Annotated in this window: 18 protein-coding genes; 8 read left to right on the top strand and 10 right to left on the bottom strand. The window is 58.4% G+C overall.

Translation table 11 applies throughout. The features are described from left to right. The first annotated feature begins 289 nt into the window (after positions 1-289). Positions 290-1,105: a M90 family metallopeptidase gene (locus tag HUO12_RS11665; RefSeq protein ID WP_176273761.1), complete on the top strand. Its 816-nt coding sequence runs from the start codon at positions 290-292 to the stop codon at positions 1,103-1,105. Here HUO12_RS11665 and HUO12_RS11670 read toward each other — a convergent pair. Both HUO12_RS11670 and dcd read right to left on the bottom strand, forming a co-directional pair. Continuing rightward, positions 1,102-2,706, bottom strand: a complete 1,605-nt coding sequence (locus tag HUO12_RS11670) for an FAD-dependent oxidoreductase (RefSeq protein ID WP_332310411.1) — start codon at positions 2,704-2,706, stop codon at positions 1,102-1,104. The two genes, HUO12_RS11665 and HUO12_RS11670, sit on opposite strands and share 4 nt — an antisense overlap. 124 nt (positions 2,707-2,830) lie before the next feature. Continuing rightward, the gene (dcd, locus tag HUO12_RS11675; RefSeq protein ID WP_176273763.1) at positions 2,831-3,385 is read right to left on the bottom strand and encodes a dCTP deaminase; all 555 of its coding nucleotides are present in this window, start codon (positions 3,383-3,385) and stop codon (positions 2,831-2,833) included. 198 nt (positions 3,386-3,583) lie between these two features. On the opposite strand from dcd, the gene HUO12_RS11680 reads away from it, so the two are divergent. Genes HUO12_RS11680 through HUO12_RS11705 form a run of 6 tightly spaced genes read left to right on the top strand, consistent with a single transcriptional unit; the run spans position 3,584 to position 8,493 of the window. Then, the gene (locus tag HUO12_RS11680; protein WP_176273764.1) at positions 3,584-4,795 is read left to right on the top strand and encodes a class I SAM-dependent methyltransferase; all 1,212 of its coding nucleotides are present in this window, start codon (positions 3,584-3,586) and stop codon (positions 4,793-4,795) included. Then, entirely contained in the window at positions 4,762-5,163 is a 402-nt protein-coding gene (locus HUO12_RS11685) for a hypothetical protein (RefSeq protein ID WP_217905192.1), read from the top strand. Before HUO12_RS11680 ends, HUO12_RS11685 begins: the two co-directional genes overlap by 34 nt. A gap of 32 nt (positions 5,164-5,195) precedes the next feature. Beyond that, positions 5,196-5,888: a hypothetical protein gene (locus HUO12_RS11690; protein ID WP_176273765.1), complete on the top strand. Its 693-nt coding sequence runs from the start codon at positions 5,196-5,198 to the stop codon at positions 5,886-5,888. A 33-nt stretch (positions 5,889-5,921) separates the two neighbouring features. Next, positions 5,922-7,061 (top strand): nitrilase-related carbon-nitrogen hydrolase, encoded by a 1,140-nt coding sequence (locus HUO12_RS11695; protein WP_176273766.1) that lies wholly within the window; start codon positions 5,922-5,924, stop codon positions 7,059-7,061. Between the two features lie 27 nt (positions 7,062-7,088). Then, complete coding sequence (locus HUO12_RS11700) at positions 7,089-7,397, top strand: DUF1330 domain-containing protein (protein WP_176273767.1); 309 nt, start codon at positions 7,089-7,091, stop codon at positions 7,395-7,397. 10 nt (positions 7,398-7,407) lie between these two features. After that, a complete protein-coding gene (locus HUO12_RS11705) occupies positions 7,408-8,493 on the top strand; it encodes a YeiH family protein (protein ID WP_176273768.1) in 1,086 nt (361 codons plus the stop codon). On the opposite strand, the gene HUO12_RS11710 is transcribed toward HUO12_RS11705, so the two are convergent. Further along, the gene (locus tag HUO12_RS11710) at positions 8,490-8,966 is read right to left on the bottom strand and encodes an Lrp/AsnC family transcriptional regulator (RefSeq protein WP_176273769.1); all 477 of its coding nucleotides are present in this window, start codon (positions 8,964-8,966) and stop codon (positions 8,490-8,492) included. The genes HUO12_RS11705 and HUO12_RS11710 overlap by 4 nt on opposite strands. Before the next feature lie 138 nt (positions 8,967-9,104). Here HUO12_RS11710 and HUO12_RS11715 point away from each other — a divergent pair, with 138 nt between their 5' ends. Continuing rightward, complete coding sequence (locus HUO12_RS11715; protein WP_176273770.1) at positions 9,105-9,350, top strand: DUF6356 family protein; 246 nt, start codon at positions 9,105-9,107, stop codon at positions 9,348-9,350. On the opposite strand, the gene HUO12_RS11720 is transcribed toward HUO12_RS11715, so the two are convergent. The 7 genes from HUO12_RS11720 to HUO12_RS11750 are packed head-to-tail and all read right to left on the bottom strand — an operon-like array spanning position 9,347 to position 16,000. Continuing rightward, positions 9,347-9,985 carry a VOC family protein gene (locus HUO12_RS11720; protein WP_176273771.1) on the bottom strand — a complete coding sequence of 213 codons (639 nt, stop codon included), beginning with the start codon at positions 9,983-9,985 and terminating at the stop codon, positions 9,347-9,349. The two genes, HUO12_RS11715 and HUO12_RS11720, sit on opposite strands and share 4 nt — an antisense overlap. Beyond that, positions 9,982-11,169: a CaiB/BaiF CoA transferase family protein gene (locus HUO12_RS11725; RefSeq protein WP_176273772.1), complete on the bottom strand. Its 1,188-nt coding sequence runs from the start codon at positions 11,167-11,169 to the stop codon at positions 9,982-9,984. The genes HUO12_RS11720 and HUO12_RS11725 overlap by 4 nt, the downstream gene beginning before the upstream one ends. Then, positions 11,166-12,086 (bottom strand): hydroxymethylglutaryl-CoA lyase, encoded by a 921-nt coding sequence (locus HUO12_RS11730; protein WP_176273773.1) that lies wholly within the window; start codon positions 12,084-12,086, stop codon positions 11,166-11,168. The genes HUO12_RS11725 and HUO12_RS11730 overlap by 4 nt, the downstream gene beginning before the upstream one ends. Further along, the gene (gene leuD, locus HUO12_RS11735) at positions 12,083-12,691 is read right to left on the bottom strand and encodes a 3-isopropylmalate dehydratase small subunit (protein ID WP_176273774.1); all 609 of its coding nucleotides are present in this window, start codon (positions 12,689-12,691) and stop codon (positions 12,083-12,085) included. Before leuD ends, HUO12_RS11730 begins: the two co-directional genes overlap by 4 nt. After that, entirely contained in the window at positions 12,688-14,079 is a 1,392-nt protein-coding gene (locus tag HUO12_RS11740) for a 3-isopropylmalate dehydratase large subunit (RefSeq protein WP_176273775.1), read from the bottom strand. Before HUO12_RS11740 ends, leuD begins: the two co-directional genes overlap by 4 nt. Before the next feature lie 13 nt (positions 14,080-14,092). After that, positions 14,093-14,602, bottom strand: a complete 510-nt coding sequence (locus HUO12_RS11745) for a DUF3598 domain-containing protein (RefSeq protein WP_176273776.1) — start codon at positions 14,600-14,602, stop codon at positions 14,093-14,095. 24 nt (positions 14,603-14,626) lie between these two features. Further along, positions 14,627-16,000, bottom strand: coding sequence for an alpha/beta fold hydrolase (locus tag HUO12_RS11750; protein WP_176273777.1), 1,374 nt, complete (start codon positions 15,998-16,000; stop codon positions 14,627-14,629). Between the last annotated feature and the right edge of the window lie 10 nt (positions 16,001-16,010).

A 16,010-nucleotide genomic window follows, 5' to 3' on the forward strand; every position in this document is an offset into this window, starting at 1 on the left:
GACCAGCGTGACGATGCGAATCCAACGAAGTTGACAAAGTTGACACCTGTCAACTTGGCTAAACTGGCCCCAAACCCGCAGAATTCTACCGTTTTTGACCTTTCCAACAAAGTTGACACTTTTCCTATTTTTGCAAAACTCTGGCGGGTTGCGGCGTTGTGAAGCGTAATGCAGCCAAAACTCTCAAACAGTAGCTCGGCGCAAGCGTGTAGGAAATGTCGAGCCGCACAACAGTGGTTCTCCCGCACAACATTCTACAAATCCCGGCGCCCAGACCTATATCGCAAGCATGAGCCTTTTGCCGGTCCTGCTTGTTTTCCTGCTTATCGCCGGGTTCTTCCTGTATCGCTGGTGGGCACGCAAACAGAAACGCGCCCGGCTCTTGGCAACTCCACTCACTCAAGATCAACGCAAGACCGTTACGCAGCTTGTGCCGATCGTGCGCCGTTTGCCCCGAGAATTGCACGCCAGCTTCGAAGGCAAGATCAATCTGTTTCTCGATCAAATGACCTTTCGCGGCCATAACGGCATTGAGGTGAGCGAAGAGATGAAGCTGTCGATCGCTGCGCAGGCCTGCCTTTTGATCGTCAACAGTCCGGCCTGGTATCACACGCTCCGGAACGTGCTGATCTACCCGTCTGCGTTCCGCACAGGGCGCAGCAGCCTTGATGGGAATATCGTACATGAGCGCGATTTCCATATGCTTGGCGAAAGCTGGGATCGCGGTCCGATTGTTCTGTCATGGGACCATGCCTTGCAAGGCGGCCTCGATGCCCATGATGGCTACAACGTGGTCATCCATGAATTTGCGCATCAACTCGACAGTCTGACCGGGCACACGAACGGCATTCCGATCCTGCGCAAGGGACAGGCCTATGAAGGCTGGGAAAAGGCAATGTTGGACGCGTATCACGACCATGTCGCACGGGTTGAACACGGCCAGCACACGCTGATTGATCCTTACGGAGCAACCAATCATCAGGAGTTTTTTGCAGAAGCGGTCGTAACTTTCTTCGAAAAGGCGCAAGCCTTACGCAGGGAAGAACCCGCTCTCTATGCGCAGCTATCCGAGCTGTTGGCGCTTGATCCGGCCACGTGGACCTAGGGGCTTGTGTCGGCGTTCTCCTGCTCGTCCAGATAGCTCCAGATTTGCGAGATAACGACCGAGCCTTCCCCGACGGCTGACGCGACGCGTTTGACTGAGCCTGCGCGTACATCTCCGACGGCGTAAATGCCCGGATAGGATGTCGCGTAAGGCGAGTTTGATCCCACATCGTCCCCGCACAAAACGAAACCGCGTTCGTCGAGCTTCACGAAGCCAGACAGCCAATCGGTGTTCGGAGCAGCGCCTACCATGATGAACAGGTTAGCTGCGTTCAATGGTTGAGCCTCGCCTTGCTTATTCACTTCAATGCTTTCGAGCGAGCTGTCTCCATTCAGCGCAGTGACCTGCGTTTCATAGTGAATCGTAATGCGCGGGTCCGCTTCCAACCGGCTGCTGAGATAGCTCGACATGGAGGCGGCCAGCGATTGTCCGCGCACCAGAACATGGACGTGGCTGGCATGACGGCTCAGGAACATGGCTGCTTGTCCAGCGGAATTGCCGCCGCCTATGATCGCGGCTTCCTTGTCCCTGCAATAACGCGCTTCCATGTCGGTCGCGGCGTAATACACGCCCGCTCCCTCGAAGTCTTCGAGCCGGTCAAGCGGGAGCCTCCGGTACTGCACGCCAGCCGAAACAAGAATCGCTTTCGCGCACACTTCGCTGTCGCAATCGAGCCGGATGCAGAACACCCCGTCTTCGCGCCGGGTGATGGCAGTGGCGCGGCGTGGAACAGCGAAACGCGTGCCAAACTTCAGCGCTTGAACATGACCGCGCCAGACGAGGTCGGAGCCCGAGATCCCGGTGGGAAATCCCATATAGTTTTCGATCCGGCTGGAGGTTCCCGCTTGTCCCCCAATGGCGACGTCGTCGACCACCATGGCGCAGAGACCTTCAGCGCCCGCATAAACACCTGCAGCCACTCCCGCCGGTCCGCCGCCAACGATCAGGAGGTCGAACACTTCCTCGCGTGCGATGTCTTCATCCAGCCCGAGAAGTCGCGCGATCTTGAGCGGAGTGGGTTCGTCGATCACTTGGTCCTTGCCGAAAATCACTACCGGATCATTGTGCGTGATGCGGCAGGCTTCCGCTTCGGCAGTGGCGGCTTCGCTGTTGAGATCGAGCGCTTCGAACGGGATCTTGTTGCGACTTGCAAAGGCGACGATGCGCTTTAGGTCTGCGCTGCGATCCGCACCGATGATCTTGAGCGAGCTGTCCGAATCCTCCAGCTGCCGGCGTCTGCGCGCGGCAAACACACTGATGATGATGTCCGACATCTCCGGGATTTTCCCCATCAGCTCGAGCATTTGCGCGCGCGGGGCTTCCAGCGTTCGCGTATCCTTCGCCGCGCGCATCGGCAGCGTCACTGTGCCTCCGTTCAGAAAGGATATCTCGCCCATGAATTGCGAGGGGCCCAGCGAGGCTTCGAGGTGGCGTTCGCCTGTGAACGGATTGACAACTTCGATCTCGCCTTCGAGCACATAGACAAAACGGTCGAGCGGATCGCCCACTTCGACGACAAACTCGCCCTCAGCGTAAGTTCTGGTCTCTGCAATCTCGCGGATTGCGTCGACGTGACTTTCGTGCAGCGGTGTGCGCTGCATCTGTCTCAAGTCGTTGGCAAGGGATTCCATCTGCTATCTCGCACGGCCGAGGGGAGACCATGCATTCGCCCGCGCAAGCACCTACTGCAAGCGGATTCTCAGCCGACAATCTGCATTGCAGCCCTTAAAGCCGCGGCAGTGTCACCCCGCGCTGGCCCATATATTTGCCCGCCCGGTCCTTATAGCTCGTCTCGCAGCGTTCATTGCCTTTGAGGAACAGGAACTGGCACGCGCCTTCATTGGCGTAGATCTTGGCCGGTAGCGGTGTAGTGTTGGAGAACTCAAGCGTCACATGGCCCTCCCAACCAGGCTCGAGCGGCGTCACATTCACGATGATCCCGCAGCGCGCATAGGTCGATTTGCCAAGGCAGATCACCAGCACATCTTCGGGCACGCGGAAATACTCGACTGTACGTGCCAGCGCGAAAGAGTTGGGCGGAATGATGCAGACATCGGTCTCGCGGTCGACGAGGCTTTCCGCATCGAATTTCTTCGGATCGACTGTGGCCGAGTTCACATTGGTGAAGATCTTGAACTCCGGCGCGACCCGCGCGTCATATCCATACGAGCTGAGGCCATAGCTGATTACGCCTTCGCGCCTTTGCGCTTCCACGAAAGGCTCGATCATGCCGTGCTCTTGCGCTTGCGTTCGAATCCATTTGTCTGAGAGAATCGCCATGCCACTCAGATTGCGCAAGCAGGCCTGAGGAGCAAGCGGTCCTCGCGCGTTATCCGGAAAGCAGTGCGCTGGGGCTTGGAATTTGCGCCAGGTCAAGGTTGAGCGACCGGATCGGAAGTACACTCTCATGCATTGACGGATTGACAAATGCGCAGGGCTTGCGCAAATTTGTCCGGACAAATTTAAGGAAGAAGTACGATGTCGGATCTCCCACCCCCTTACACTGCGCTGACGCGGCACCCTATGATGCCGCGCACAAGCCATGATGAAGCGGCGCGATTCAACTTCCTCACGCATTTCAACCGCTATCTTTCAGGCGCAATCGGGAAGGGCAACAAGCTTGCCTATGACAAGCGCGTGTTGCCTGCATTTGTTGAAAAACATGGGCGCGAGCCGGAGCATCGCTACGAAATCCGCGACGCGATGAATGAAGACCCGTGGCATCGTATGTGGTCCGCTTTGAAGCGCAACTCGATGGAAATGCGCCAGCACAATGGCCGTCAGACGGTGCTGCGCCAGCTGGACGAGCTTGATGCACAGGCGCGCCAGTTCAACGAGCATTCCGGCATGCTGGAGCTGGATCCGACTGTCGAACAGCCGCATTACCAGACTGCAGTTGACATTCACTGCCAGCCCGGCGGCTATCACTCTGAAGAGCGCAGTGGCGATGTGACAGTTGGTGCGAATTATGATATCGGTCTGTTTGCGACCACTGGCGGCGCGCTGGGCGGACTTAATGATGGCGGCGGTCAGGCGATTGTCGAGTGGATCAAGAAAGAGCGCCCTGACTGGCAGCCACGCCGCATCCTCGATATCGGTGCAACGGTTGGTCATAACGCCGTCCCGCTGGCGCAAGCTTTCCCTGATGCGGAAGTGATTGCAATCGATACAGCTGCCGCATCGCTGCGTTATGGCGCGGCGCGCGCTGCATCGATGGGCGTCAAGAACATTAAGTTCGTGCAGGCTTCGGGCGAGGACCTGTCGCGCTGGGCTGACGGCTATTTCGACTGGGTGCAGACCACAATGTTCCTGCACGAGCTGTCGTCCAAAGCGATGCCGCGTATCCTCGCTGAAGCAAACCGCGTGCTGGCTCCGGGCGGCTTGATTTTCCATATCGAACAGCCCGAATACACTGACGAAATGCCACTGTTCGAGCAATTCATGCGCGACTGGGATGCGTTCAATAATAATGAACCGTTCTGGTCTGCGATGCACGGTCAGGACTTAAAGCAAGTCATGGCGGATGCCGGCTTTGCGCGCGATGACCAGTTCACCGTGGGTGTTCGCGCGGTAGTCGATCCAGAGATTTTCCCGCCATCGCCTGACGAGGGCGAAGAAGACTTTGGCCGCGCTGCGATCTGGAACGCCTACGGCGCGTGGAAACCTCTCGCGCAGGCGGAAGCGGCGTGACAAGCCCGGACGATCCCGGCTTCGATTGGGTCGAGGCCTCTGGCAAGCGGGCCAAGGGCAAACGGCCTGAATACTTTTCCGATCCGGCGCTCGACAGGCTTTACTCGACAGTCTTTGCGCTGGCAGCGGAAGTCTCTGCTCTGCGCGAACGACAGGATACCGTTGAACGGCTGCTCGACGAAAAGGGCACGCTGCGCCGTGAAGACATCGACCGATACGAGCCAGACCGGGCTGCGGGAGACGAGCGCGGGCTCGCAACACGCGCTTACATCAACCGCATCATGCGGGGCTTCCAGCAGGAAGTTGAAGCGATGGAGGCGGCGGACCCGCCGATCATGGAGATCGTGGAAAAATTGTCGCGCGAATAGGGATCTCGCTGCGGCAATAGGGGAGGGAAAACGTGGAATTTCTTAACATGCATGAGCTCAGCATACTGCGCTGGGTTCATATCCTAGCGATGGTCTATTGGCTGGGCGGCGAATGGGGCGTCTTCCAGACCAGCTATCATGTGACCAATCGCGATCTCAGCCTGGAAGAACGCAAGCGGCATATGGAAACCGCTTACCGGATCGATATCCTTGCGCGTACAGGCATTGTCCTGCTGCTGCCGCTCGGGCTTCATATGGGCAAGCTCTATGGCTTTGTGCCCATGCTGGAAGGGGCGGGCATCTGGTGGATGTGGCTGTTCTTTGCCGTCTGGCTTGGCATGACCTGGACCGCTTTCTTCAAGCGCGAAACAGACATTGGCATCACTGTCACTAAAGCAGAGGAATTGCTGCGCTATCCGCTGATCATTGCGCTGTTTCTGTTTGCTTTCATGGCGATGGCAGGTTCCGGCCCGATTGAAGTCAGCGAAGGCAATCACTGGTATCCATGGAAGATGGCGCTCTATGCATTTGCGCTTTGCATTGGATTGTTCTTGCGCCTCGTGATGCGGCGTTGGACAACACGCTTCCGGGTGCTCGCAGCGGGTCCCAATGCAGCGGAAGAAGCAGCATTGGAACGCGAGATCACGCAAGCGCGCTTTGCGGCCTATGTCTACTGGATTACCATCGCCTCGGTCTGTTTCCTTGGCGCGGTTAAACCGTTCTGAGGCAAGACGCGTAACGACAAAGGAGAGCCGGTTATGGACCGTCGGACATTGTTAGGGGCGGGTGCGGCCGCAAGTGCTGCTGGTGCTTTCAGCTGGACCCAGTTTGCCTCACCTGCAGTGGCGGCGGAAGCGAAGCCCGGTTCGACTGAGATCAACATGCGCTCTGACGGCACATACGATACTGTACCGCTGAAGAAAGACACGATCTCGCTCGCTGTGGCGCAAACGCGTGTGGTCCCTGTCGAGCTTGGCAATATCAAGCAGACGCGCCGCGCAAATGTGCAACATATGTGCGATGTGATCGACATCGCGAACGGCTTCTCAGGCGCGAAGGACCTCATCTGCTTTCACGAGTTTCCTATCACCGGATACCGACATGTCTGGGACTTGGGTGATGCGCGTAAGATCGCAATCGAAGTACCGGGCGAAGAGACGGAGATGCTCGCTGCAAAAGCCAGGGAATATGGCAGCTACATCGTATTCGGGTCCTATGTTCGCGACCCTGCATGGCCAAAACGCTTGCTCAGCATCACGACGATTATCGATGACACCGGCACGATCATCGCCAAAGACTGGAAGGCGCGCAATCTGAAGGGCTTCTTCCCCGGTGGGCGTGAGCTATTCACAACGACGATCTACGATGTGCTCGACGAATACGTTGAACGTTATGGCTGGGACGAGGTTGTCCCGGTGATCCGCACACCGATCGGCAATCTCTACACCAGCTCCTCGCAGCGTGAGCCCGAGCTGTTCCGAGCAGCTGCGATGAAAGGCACGGAGATCATGCTGCGCACAGCGACCGGCAATTATGGCGAGCTCGATATCCGCGCTGTTTCTTTCTACAACAGCGTCTATTCAACCATCGCGAATAACTCCGCATCGCCGGAGAACGAATACTACCTTGCGGATTCCAATCCCGGCTATGCCGGCATTGTCGGACCGGATGGCGAATTCTTCGAGAAAGCCGAAACCGACAATGAAACGCTGGTCTACGGCCGCATACCAATTGGCGATTTTCGCGCGCGCCACCGCCAGCCGATTGTCCATAGTGAGCTGGTGATGCCGGTTTATGACAAATATCGCAGCCCCTATGGCCCGAACCTGATTGCTGACTATCAGCCGACCGATACCGCCGATGCGGGGCGCTATCTGCGTTCGAAGACGCGCTGGTAATCGCGCTGCAAATCAAGGGAATATTGCATGCCTGCCTATATGATCGTTACCGCCAGTATCAAAGATCGCGATGCCTTTATTGCAGGCTATGGCGCAAAGGCGGCTGAGCTTGTGACGCAATTCGGCGGCGAGTATCTGCTGCGCGGTCCGGGTGCGGAATTGCTTGAAGGCGATTTCGGCGAGGGCGCAGGAATGGTGATCTCGAAATGGCCTGATAGGGAAGCGGCCAAGCGCTTCTGGAACAGCCCGGAATATGCGGAAGCAAAGAAGTTGCGCGAGGGCATTGCGGACTGTCAGGTGCTGCTGATTGACGGACCGGAACTTACCGCTTCATAGAAGCGAGGCAATGAAGCCTGAAACACAGTCAGAGCGCGATCTGTTCGCAGGCGATCTCTATGGCGAGATGTATCAGGCCGAGCAAAGCGATGCGCCAACGCGCTTTGCCTTTGCAGATATCATTCCCGGTCTTCTGACGTGCCTGGTTGCGAGCCTTGCTGCGTTGTGGCTGTCAGAGCATTATGGCTTTCCCGCTGTGCTTTTGGGCCTCATCATCGGGCTTGCGCTGAACTTTCTGTCCGAACTTCCTTCGCTGGGTGCAGGCCTCGATTTTGCATCGCGTCACTTCCTGCGGATTGGGATCGTGTTGTTGGGGCTGCAAGTCACCTGGGCAGAGATCAGCGGGATGGGCTGGACACCGTTTCTCGGGCTTTTCGTAATTATGGGCGCTGCTTTTGCGGCAGGTCTCGTCGCTTCCAGCTTGGTCGGGCAGGGGCGCTATGCTGGCGTTCTCGCAGGCGGTGCGACGGCCATTTGCGGCGCGTCTGCTGCGTTGGCGATTTACGGTGTGATCGGCAAGGAGCGGCTCGATCCTTCGCGCTTCACCATCACACTGGTTGGGGTGGCTTTGGCGAGCGCACTGGCGCTGACGACATATCCGCTGATCGCGGCAGGACTCGGATTGAGCGATAGTCAGGCGGGCTATCTGGTCGGCTCCTCGATCCATGACGTCGCGCAAGCGATTGGCGGGGGCTATGCGATTTCAGATATTGCTGGCGATCAGGCGACGATTGTAAAACTCGCGCGCGTGGCTTTGCTGGCCCCGGTTGTCGCGCTGGTGGCGATCTTGCTTGGCAGTGCGGGTGAGGCAAGTGGATCGCGACCAATCTGGCGGCGGCTAACTCTACCGTGGTTCATTACGGCTTTCCTCGCGCTCGTGGTTGTCAACTCGCTGGTGAACCTGCCGCCTGGACTAGCCGAACCGGGCCTCGATGCAGCAAAGTTCCTGCTGCTGCTGGCGGTCACGGCTACGGCTATGCGCAGCCGGATGGGTTTGCTGTTGGAAGCGGGATGGCGTCCGCTAGTGCCGGTTTTCGCTGCAACGCTCGCAAGTTTCCTCGCCGCGCTGGCGGTGACTCTAACAGTGATTGCCTAACTCGGCCGCGGCAGTGCTGTGCTCGCTTTCATCTCTTCCATGGAGAACGTCGTGGTCACATCGATCAGGCCTGGCACGCGCGCGATCAGCTTTCGATAGACTTGGTCGTAATCCGCAATATCGCGCACGCGGACTTTGAGCATGTAATCGACATCGCCTGCCATCCGGTGGCACTCCATGACCTGATCGATTTCTGAGATGGCATTGGCGAACAGAGCGAGCCACTCGGGATCATGCCGGTTGGTGCGGATCGCGACGAATGCGGTCGAGGCGAAACCGATCTTCGCAGGATCAACAATCGCGACCCGGCGCGCAATGACCCCTGCTTCTTCCATTTGCTTGATCCGCCGCCAGCACGGATTGGCGGACAGGCCCACCTGATCGGCGATATCCTGGACGGATAGGGACGCGTTACGTTGAAGAAGTGCTAAGATCGCCCAGTCACGATCATCCAGTTCGAAATTCGATCTCATTCTTGGGAAAATATCCCAAGTTAACCGAGATTACCAGATCACTTTGGGAGAAATTTCTCCTGCGGCGGTGGTATAGCTGCGCTTGATCGTATCGCCAGCCAATTCATCACCACATTAAACCCAGGGGCCAGTCCTTCCATGATCGACCGTCTGTCAGACGCCTTTACCGAACATCCCGCCAGCGTTGGCGAGACTTATGGCGAGCATTTTGTCCACGCGAACAGCTTTGGCATTCGCATGATCCTGGGAGGCATTGCCTGCATGTTGCACGGCTTCCTGCCATTTCTCTTTGTGAAAACAGGCAGCAAGCAGATCGAAACGCTGCACGGCAGGATGATCGTCAATCGCAGCAAGCTGCCAGCACCGATCGATTTTGTGATTTAGTCGAGGAGCTGGTTGATCTCGACCGCGATGCCGTCGGGATCGAACACATTGCAGCCCCGTACACGGATATCCGGACGCCCATCGCGGCCTGGATAGACCTGCAGGCGCGGCGGGCCGGTCATCAACGTCCCTTCAACCGCTGCGGCCGCAGCGCAGCGGGCATCCGCATCATCGGTATTGACGACCATCAAGGCCATGCCGGAGCTAAGGCGTGTCGGATAAGGCTCGTCGACATCAGGCAGCGGAGGGTCGAGCGGCTGCAACAAGCCTACCCAGCCCAGGTAAGGATCATTGCCATTGAGCAGGACAAGCCTCGCCTTTGTGCCGGGCTCACCGACCGGCAGATTTACGCCTGATAGCGTCACTTCGACGTCGTAGTTGAGCTCCAAGCCGAGTGCATCGCGCCAGAAAGCCAGGCTCTTGTCCATGTCGCGTACGATGATCGAAGCGCGGCGCACATCTGTGGGAAGCGGCGTTGCGATTTCGACCCCGTCCATTGCGCGCCGCTCGGATTGGGAGGTGATCTCTGCCTCTGCGACGGGCGCCTCGACCGTCTGATTGTAGTTATTGACAGTGCAGCCGCTCAGCAATGCGAGTGCCCCCAATGCGATCCCCCGTCCAAGACATGTCCTCATCCATTCTCTCCCACCGCGCCGTTCCCGATCAAGGCTTCGATCCGGTCGGCATCATAGCCCAGCGCTGAGAGAACTTCGCGCGCATCCTGGCCGGGTGTAGGAAGCCTTTGAGGCGAGCCAATTCGCTTGCCGCTCATCTCCAGCGGCACGGTCGGCAGACGTACGGGTGTGCCATCATCGAGTGTAACATGTTCGAGGCCCCCTTCAGCCAGATGAGGATCCTCGAACATGTCTTGCGGCTTGCCAATCGGCGCGAAAGGCAGGCCCGTCCCGTCGAGCTTGGCGATGACTTCCTCAGCGGTGAACTGTCCGATCAGTTCGCGGATCTGCGGCATGATCGTGTCGCGTGCTTTCACGCGGCTGTTGTTTTCGCGCAGAGATTCGTCCGCCCACAGTTCGTCCAAGCCGAACAGCTTACAGAACTTCTCCCACAAGGCATCGGTGACGACCCCGATGAATACTGGATCGGTCTTGGTTTCAAACACATCATAGATCGCCCAGGCCGAAACGCGCGCGGGCATCGGCGCTGCCGGTGTGCCGGTCACGGCATATTGCGCCATATGCTGGCCGACCAAGTAAATCGTAGTTTCGAATAGCGAAGCGACGACCTTCTGCCCATTGCCGGTGCGGTGGCGCTCTTCCAGCGCAGCAAGCACACCGATCACGCCGAACATGCCGCCGGTCACATCGATCACGCTTGCACCCGCGCGCAAGGGTTTGCCTGGAGGACCTGTCATGTAAGCAAGCCCGCCCATCATCTGCGCGACTTCATCTAATGCCGTGCGGTTTTCATACGGGCCAGGAAGGAAGCCTTTCTCGCTGCAATAGATCAGGCGCGGATTGGCTTCAGAACAAGCTCCATAGGACAGGCCCAGCCGATCGAGAGCGCCGGGGCGGAAATTCTCGACCAGAATATCAGCGCCTGCGATCAAATCCTTGGCAACGGCGATCCCTTCATCGCTCTTCAGGTCCAGGCAGATTGACTGCTTGCCGCGATTGTACATCGGAAAATAGCCTGCGCCTGAACCGAGCAAGCGCCGCGTGCGGTCGCCGCCGATGGGCTCGATCCGCACAATCTCTGCGCCAAGCCCTGCAAGGATATGGCCGACCGTCGGCCCCATCACCATATGCGTGAACTCGATGACCTTGATGCCTGCAAGCGGTGTGGGTGCAGTCTCGCTCATGCAGCAATCCTTTGCCTGTAATCGAGCATGGGTCCGGCATCAGGCGTAAAGCCATAAAGTGGCTCGCCCGGAAGAGCTTCCTCGATGATCGAACGCACCTTGAGCAGCGCATCCAAATCGATCCCGGTCTTGAGCCCCATAGAATTGAGCATCAGCACCAGGTCTTCAGTGACGAGGTTTCCGCTTGCACCCGGCGCGAAGGGACATCCGCCCAATCCGCCGAGCGACGCATCGAAGGTAGTGATGCCTTCTTCGAGACCGGCGACGACGTTCGCGAGACCGAGCCCTCGTGTGTTGTGCAGATGGAGCGTTGTCAGCATGTCATTGCCCACTGCGGCTTTGACAAGCTTCGTTAGACGGCGGACTTGGGCGGGGTCAGCATAGCCCGTCGTATCGGACAGGCTGAATTCCTGTGCGCCCGCTTCTGCGGCTTTCTCCGCTAGCCTCGCAACAGCATTGGGATCGACCGCGCCTTCATAAGTGCAGCCAAAGGCGGTGGAGAGGCCCACTGCGAAGTGAATGCCATGCTCTTTTGCGATTGCCGCTGCGGCGCGGATCTCCTCGATCATCGCGGGATGATCCTTGCGCACATTCTTGATCGAATGAGTCTCGCTCATGGAGAAGGGGATGCTCACCCCGTCCACGCGCGCATCGGCTGCAAACTGCGCGCCTTTCGCGTTCGGAACGAGCGTTACGACTGTGAGCCCGTCGATCGTCTTGGCGTGCTTCACCAGCTCTGCAGTGTCCGCCATTTGCGGCAAGAGCTTTGGCGGGACGAAACTGCCGACTTCGATCTCTTTGACTCCAGTGGCGGCTTCAGCGCTGATCCATGCCTTCTTCGCTTCAAGCGGCATCACCCGCTCAATCGACTGAAGCCCGTCGCGCGGGCCAACTTCGGAAACGAGAATGTCATTCATGCGGGTTTCTCCAGATAGACCCAGGGGCGGGCAGGCTTGTCTGCAGCAAGCCATGCTGCAATCGCATCGCCTTGAGTCATGGTGAGGTCAATCGCATCCAGTCCTTCTGCAAGCATTTGCTTGGCTTCGGGATCGATGGAGAAGGTGTAGGTTTCGTCGCCGCAGCGCACGGTTTGCGCAGCGAGATCGATGGTGACGGCATTGCCTGCACAGGCCTCAACGGATTCGCGCGGCAAGGCCACGGGCAGCAGGAAATTGCGCACGCAATTGTTCTGGAAGATCGGCGCGAAACTCTCCGCGATGATCGCCTTGATGCCGTATTCAGCAAGCGCCCAAACGGCATGCTCGCGGCTTGAACCGCAACCGAAATTTGTGCCGCCCGCGATGATGGTCGCGTTCGCGAACTCTGGCTGGTTCAAGGCAAAGTCGGGGTTGGGTTTGCGCGCATCGACATCGCTGTAACGCCAAGGTGCGAACATACCGTCTGCCAGGCCATCACGCCCTGTGGAGCGCATTTCGCGGCTCGGGATAATCGTGTCCGTGTCCACATTATCGACCATGATCGGCGCAGCAATACCGGTGAAAGGCTGAGGGAAAGCGCTCATGCCGGCTCCTCCTCTTTGTTCTTCAGAGGCGCATAGTCGCGGTGGTCTGCGATTGCTCCCGCGATAGCGCTTGCGGCGACGGTTTCAGGCGAAGCAATATGCGTGCGAATGCCGGGACCTTGGCGGCCTTCGAAATTGCGATTGGTGCTGGAGATGGTGCGCGAGCCTTCAGGAAACCCTTCGCCTCCTGCGTAGAAGCATAGCGAACAGCCGGACATACGCCATTCGAATCCGGCATCGGTAAAGACTTTGTCGAGGCCTTCAGCTTCCGCTTGGCGTTTCACTGAAAGCGATCCGGGCACAACCATCGCTTTCTGGATATTCGATGCGATCCGCCTCCCATTGAGGATACGCGCTGCGCGGCGCAAATCGGAGATGCGGGAATTGGTACAGCTGCCTATGAAAGCCACATCCACCGGCGTTCCAGCAAGCGGTGCGCCAGCGTCCAGTCCGATATATTTGTGCACCTTTTCGGGTCCCTGTGGCACATTGCCTGTGACAGGGATCGTGTGCTCCGGGCTTGTCCCCCAACTCACCATCGGCGCGAGCTTTGAGGCGTCAATTGTGACCTCTTTGTCGAACTCCGCACCTTCGTCAGACTTTAGATCAGACCAGTAATGTTCGTTAAAGTCGGTAGGGGCGTAGGGCCGTCCCGCGAGGTATTCAAAGGTCTTCGCATCCGGCGCAATCAGGCCGGTCATAGCGCTGAATTCCGTCGCCATGTTGCACAGCGTCATGCGCGCTTCCATGTCCAGCGCGCTTACAGCTTCACCAGCGAATTCGACGACCTGACCAGCGCCGCCGCCTGCACCATGAGCAGCGATCAAGGCCAGAACCATATCCTTCGCCGTCACACCATCAGGAAGCGCACCTTCATAGGTCACCCGCATCGTCCTCGGTGTGTCGAGCCGCAGCGTTCCGGTGGCCATGGCATGTTCGGCCTCGCTGCTGCCGATGCCCCATGCAAGCGCACCGAATGCGCCTTGCGTGCAGGTGTGGCTATCGGGCGCGACAAGCGTCACGCCAGGCAAGACAATACCTTGTTCAGGGCTGATCACATGAACGATGCCCTGGTCCTTATCGTTCACATCGAAGAGCGTGATGCCAGCAGCTTTGGTCGCTGCGCGAGTCTCTGTGATAAAGCCTTCGCCGCCCTGCATCAGCGTGCCGTCTCCGCGCCCCGGACGCGTATCGACAATGTGGTCCATGACTGCGAACACACGTGCTGGATCAAGGACCTTGCGGCCCATCTCTGCCATGCGTTTGAGCGCGGCTGCCCCGGTACGTTCGTGCAGGAAGACTCTGTCGATCGCGATCAGGGCCGCGCCTGAAGGCGTTTCCGCCACCAGATGCGTTGCCCAGATCTTTTCGAACAGCGTCTTCGCCATCAGTCCTTCGCTTCTAGGCGGTCTGCGCCTTCATTTCCTCGTCAATCGCTGCCCAGTCGCGCGTCACCAGAGTCTCCTGGATCGATGTGCGCGTTTCCAGCATGCCGCTCCGAATCCAGTGCCAGGTGCGGCAGCGATTCTGGCCGCAGTCGGAGATTTGGATCATCTCGTAAAGATAGAGTTCTGGATCACCAGTGCGCTGCCAATACAGCATCATTGTGCGGTTATATTCGTCTAGCGGAACCGCAGCAGCCCAGCCCTGGATCAGCTCATTGTCCCACCACAGCCGACCATCGCGGAAAGTTGCCGGAAAGTCGCGGATTTCCTTCTTGCCGTCGGCCCAGGTGTAATGATTTGTCTGGTGGTAGGGATGCGGATCAGGATTGTCCGGAATGCGGCAGATCAGGCGGCTCGCATGCTTGTCCACCATGCGGTTTTCTGCGTTGAAATAGGTGTAGGTGCCGTCCCACACGCCCTCATGGCGGGCAAGCAGCGGCATGTGTTCAGCAATAGGGTTTGTCATTGGGGGCTCCGTCGTGGAAATGATTCAATTGCGGGATTGGTTCATATGGGCGAGCGCTTCGTGCCAACCGATTGCCGCTTCGCGCCCGGCCCGCAAACGTGCGAGCGCGCGGGCATGTATGGCTTCGGCAGTAATCGCAGATGGTTTCACAGGGATGGCATTTTCACCGTTCGCTTCGTTCCATGGGTCGAAGAACGCTTCAGCGCGCGCTATGCTCCATGCCTTACTCAAATGCGTGCCGAAGCGGTCTGGCGAAAGGTCAGGATAGAGCGCGCCGGGATCGCCTTTGGGTGTGGCCGGGTAGATAACCACTGAGCAACCCAGCGCTTCGCGCGCTGTTTCGATTGCCGCGCTGATGTCAGAGTGATCGTCGGACTGCCCGTGTCCGGGCAAATCAATCGCCACCTGGTCTTCGCTCGGCTCCGTCAGCTCGTGGGCTGGCGGATGCAAGACGAGCTTGGCTGCGCCTTTTTGCCCGCGCCAATGGATCAGGCTGCTATCGACCCTAAGCCAGCCTTCGTCGGCATCTTCCGGCACGTCTTTGCACTGCTCGCCGCTCGAGTGAGCGAGCAGAAAGGCAAGGCTTGCGGCCTGGTGATCCTCAGGTGTTTTGACTTTATACGCATCCCATCCCTCAGGTAGTGCGCCAAGCCGGTCGATATGTGGCTGCAGAGGATCGCCATCATAGGCTGTGATGAGGCAGGGTGGAGCGCCTGATCCACCTTCCGGAATATCGCGCGGTGCGCGCAGAACGGCGCCATAGCCGGCGCGGTAGGCATCACCCGCATCGAGCAGGTCTTCGACCCAGCCCTGTGCTTTTTCGGGATCGTCATGCGCGTTGGGGAGCCGCGCTTCATCACATGTGTGGAACCACGGGAAGAACCAGCTTTGCTCCATGATGCGGTGCCACAGCCAGGTCATGTGCTCGCCATATTCTGATGGGCGAAATGGTGGGAGATAGCGCTCGCCGAAGATGCGCATCTCCTCTTCGTTCCACACCGCATAGCCGCCCAGCGCCATCGCGCCGAACATCTGCGGATGGCGCTTGATTGCTGTCATCAGGATCACAGCGCCGGAGTGAAACCCGTATGCAAGCGGCGGCGCACAAAAATCGAGCGCTGCAACGAAATCTGCCAGCGCGTCGGCAAAGACATTGATGTCAGGCAGCTTGCCATTCTCTTCAGGCAGCGCATCAGACTGACCAAAACCCGGCGTATCAGGCGCAATACATGTGAAGTGCTCGCCCCATTGCAGCATCAGCGCTTCATATTCCTTCGAGGAACGCGGGCTTTGATGGATCATAAGCAGCGCAGGACCGTTACCACAGCGGCGGTAGTGCACTTTGCGTGGGAGGCTTCCATTCGCCTTGCGAACAGTCAGGACATGGCGCGTGATCATTGGCGTGTGC

It is taken from the genome of Altererythrobacter lutimaris (assembly GCF_013371495.1).
Classification (GTDB): Bacteria; Pseudomonadota; Alphaproteobacteria; order Sphingomonadales; family Sphingomonadaceae; genus Erythrobacter; species Erythrobacter lutimaris_A.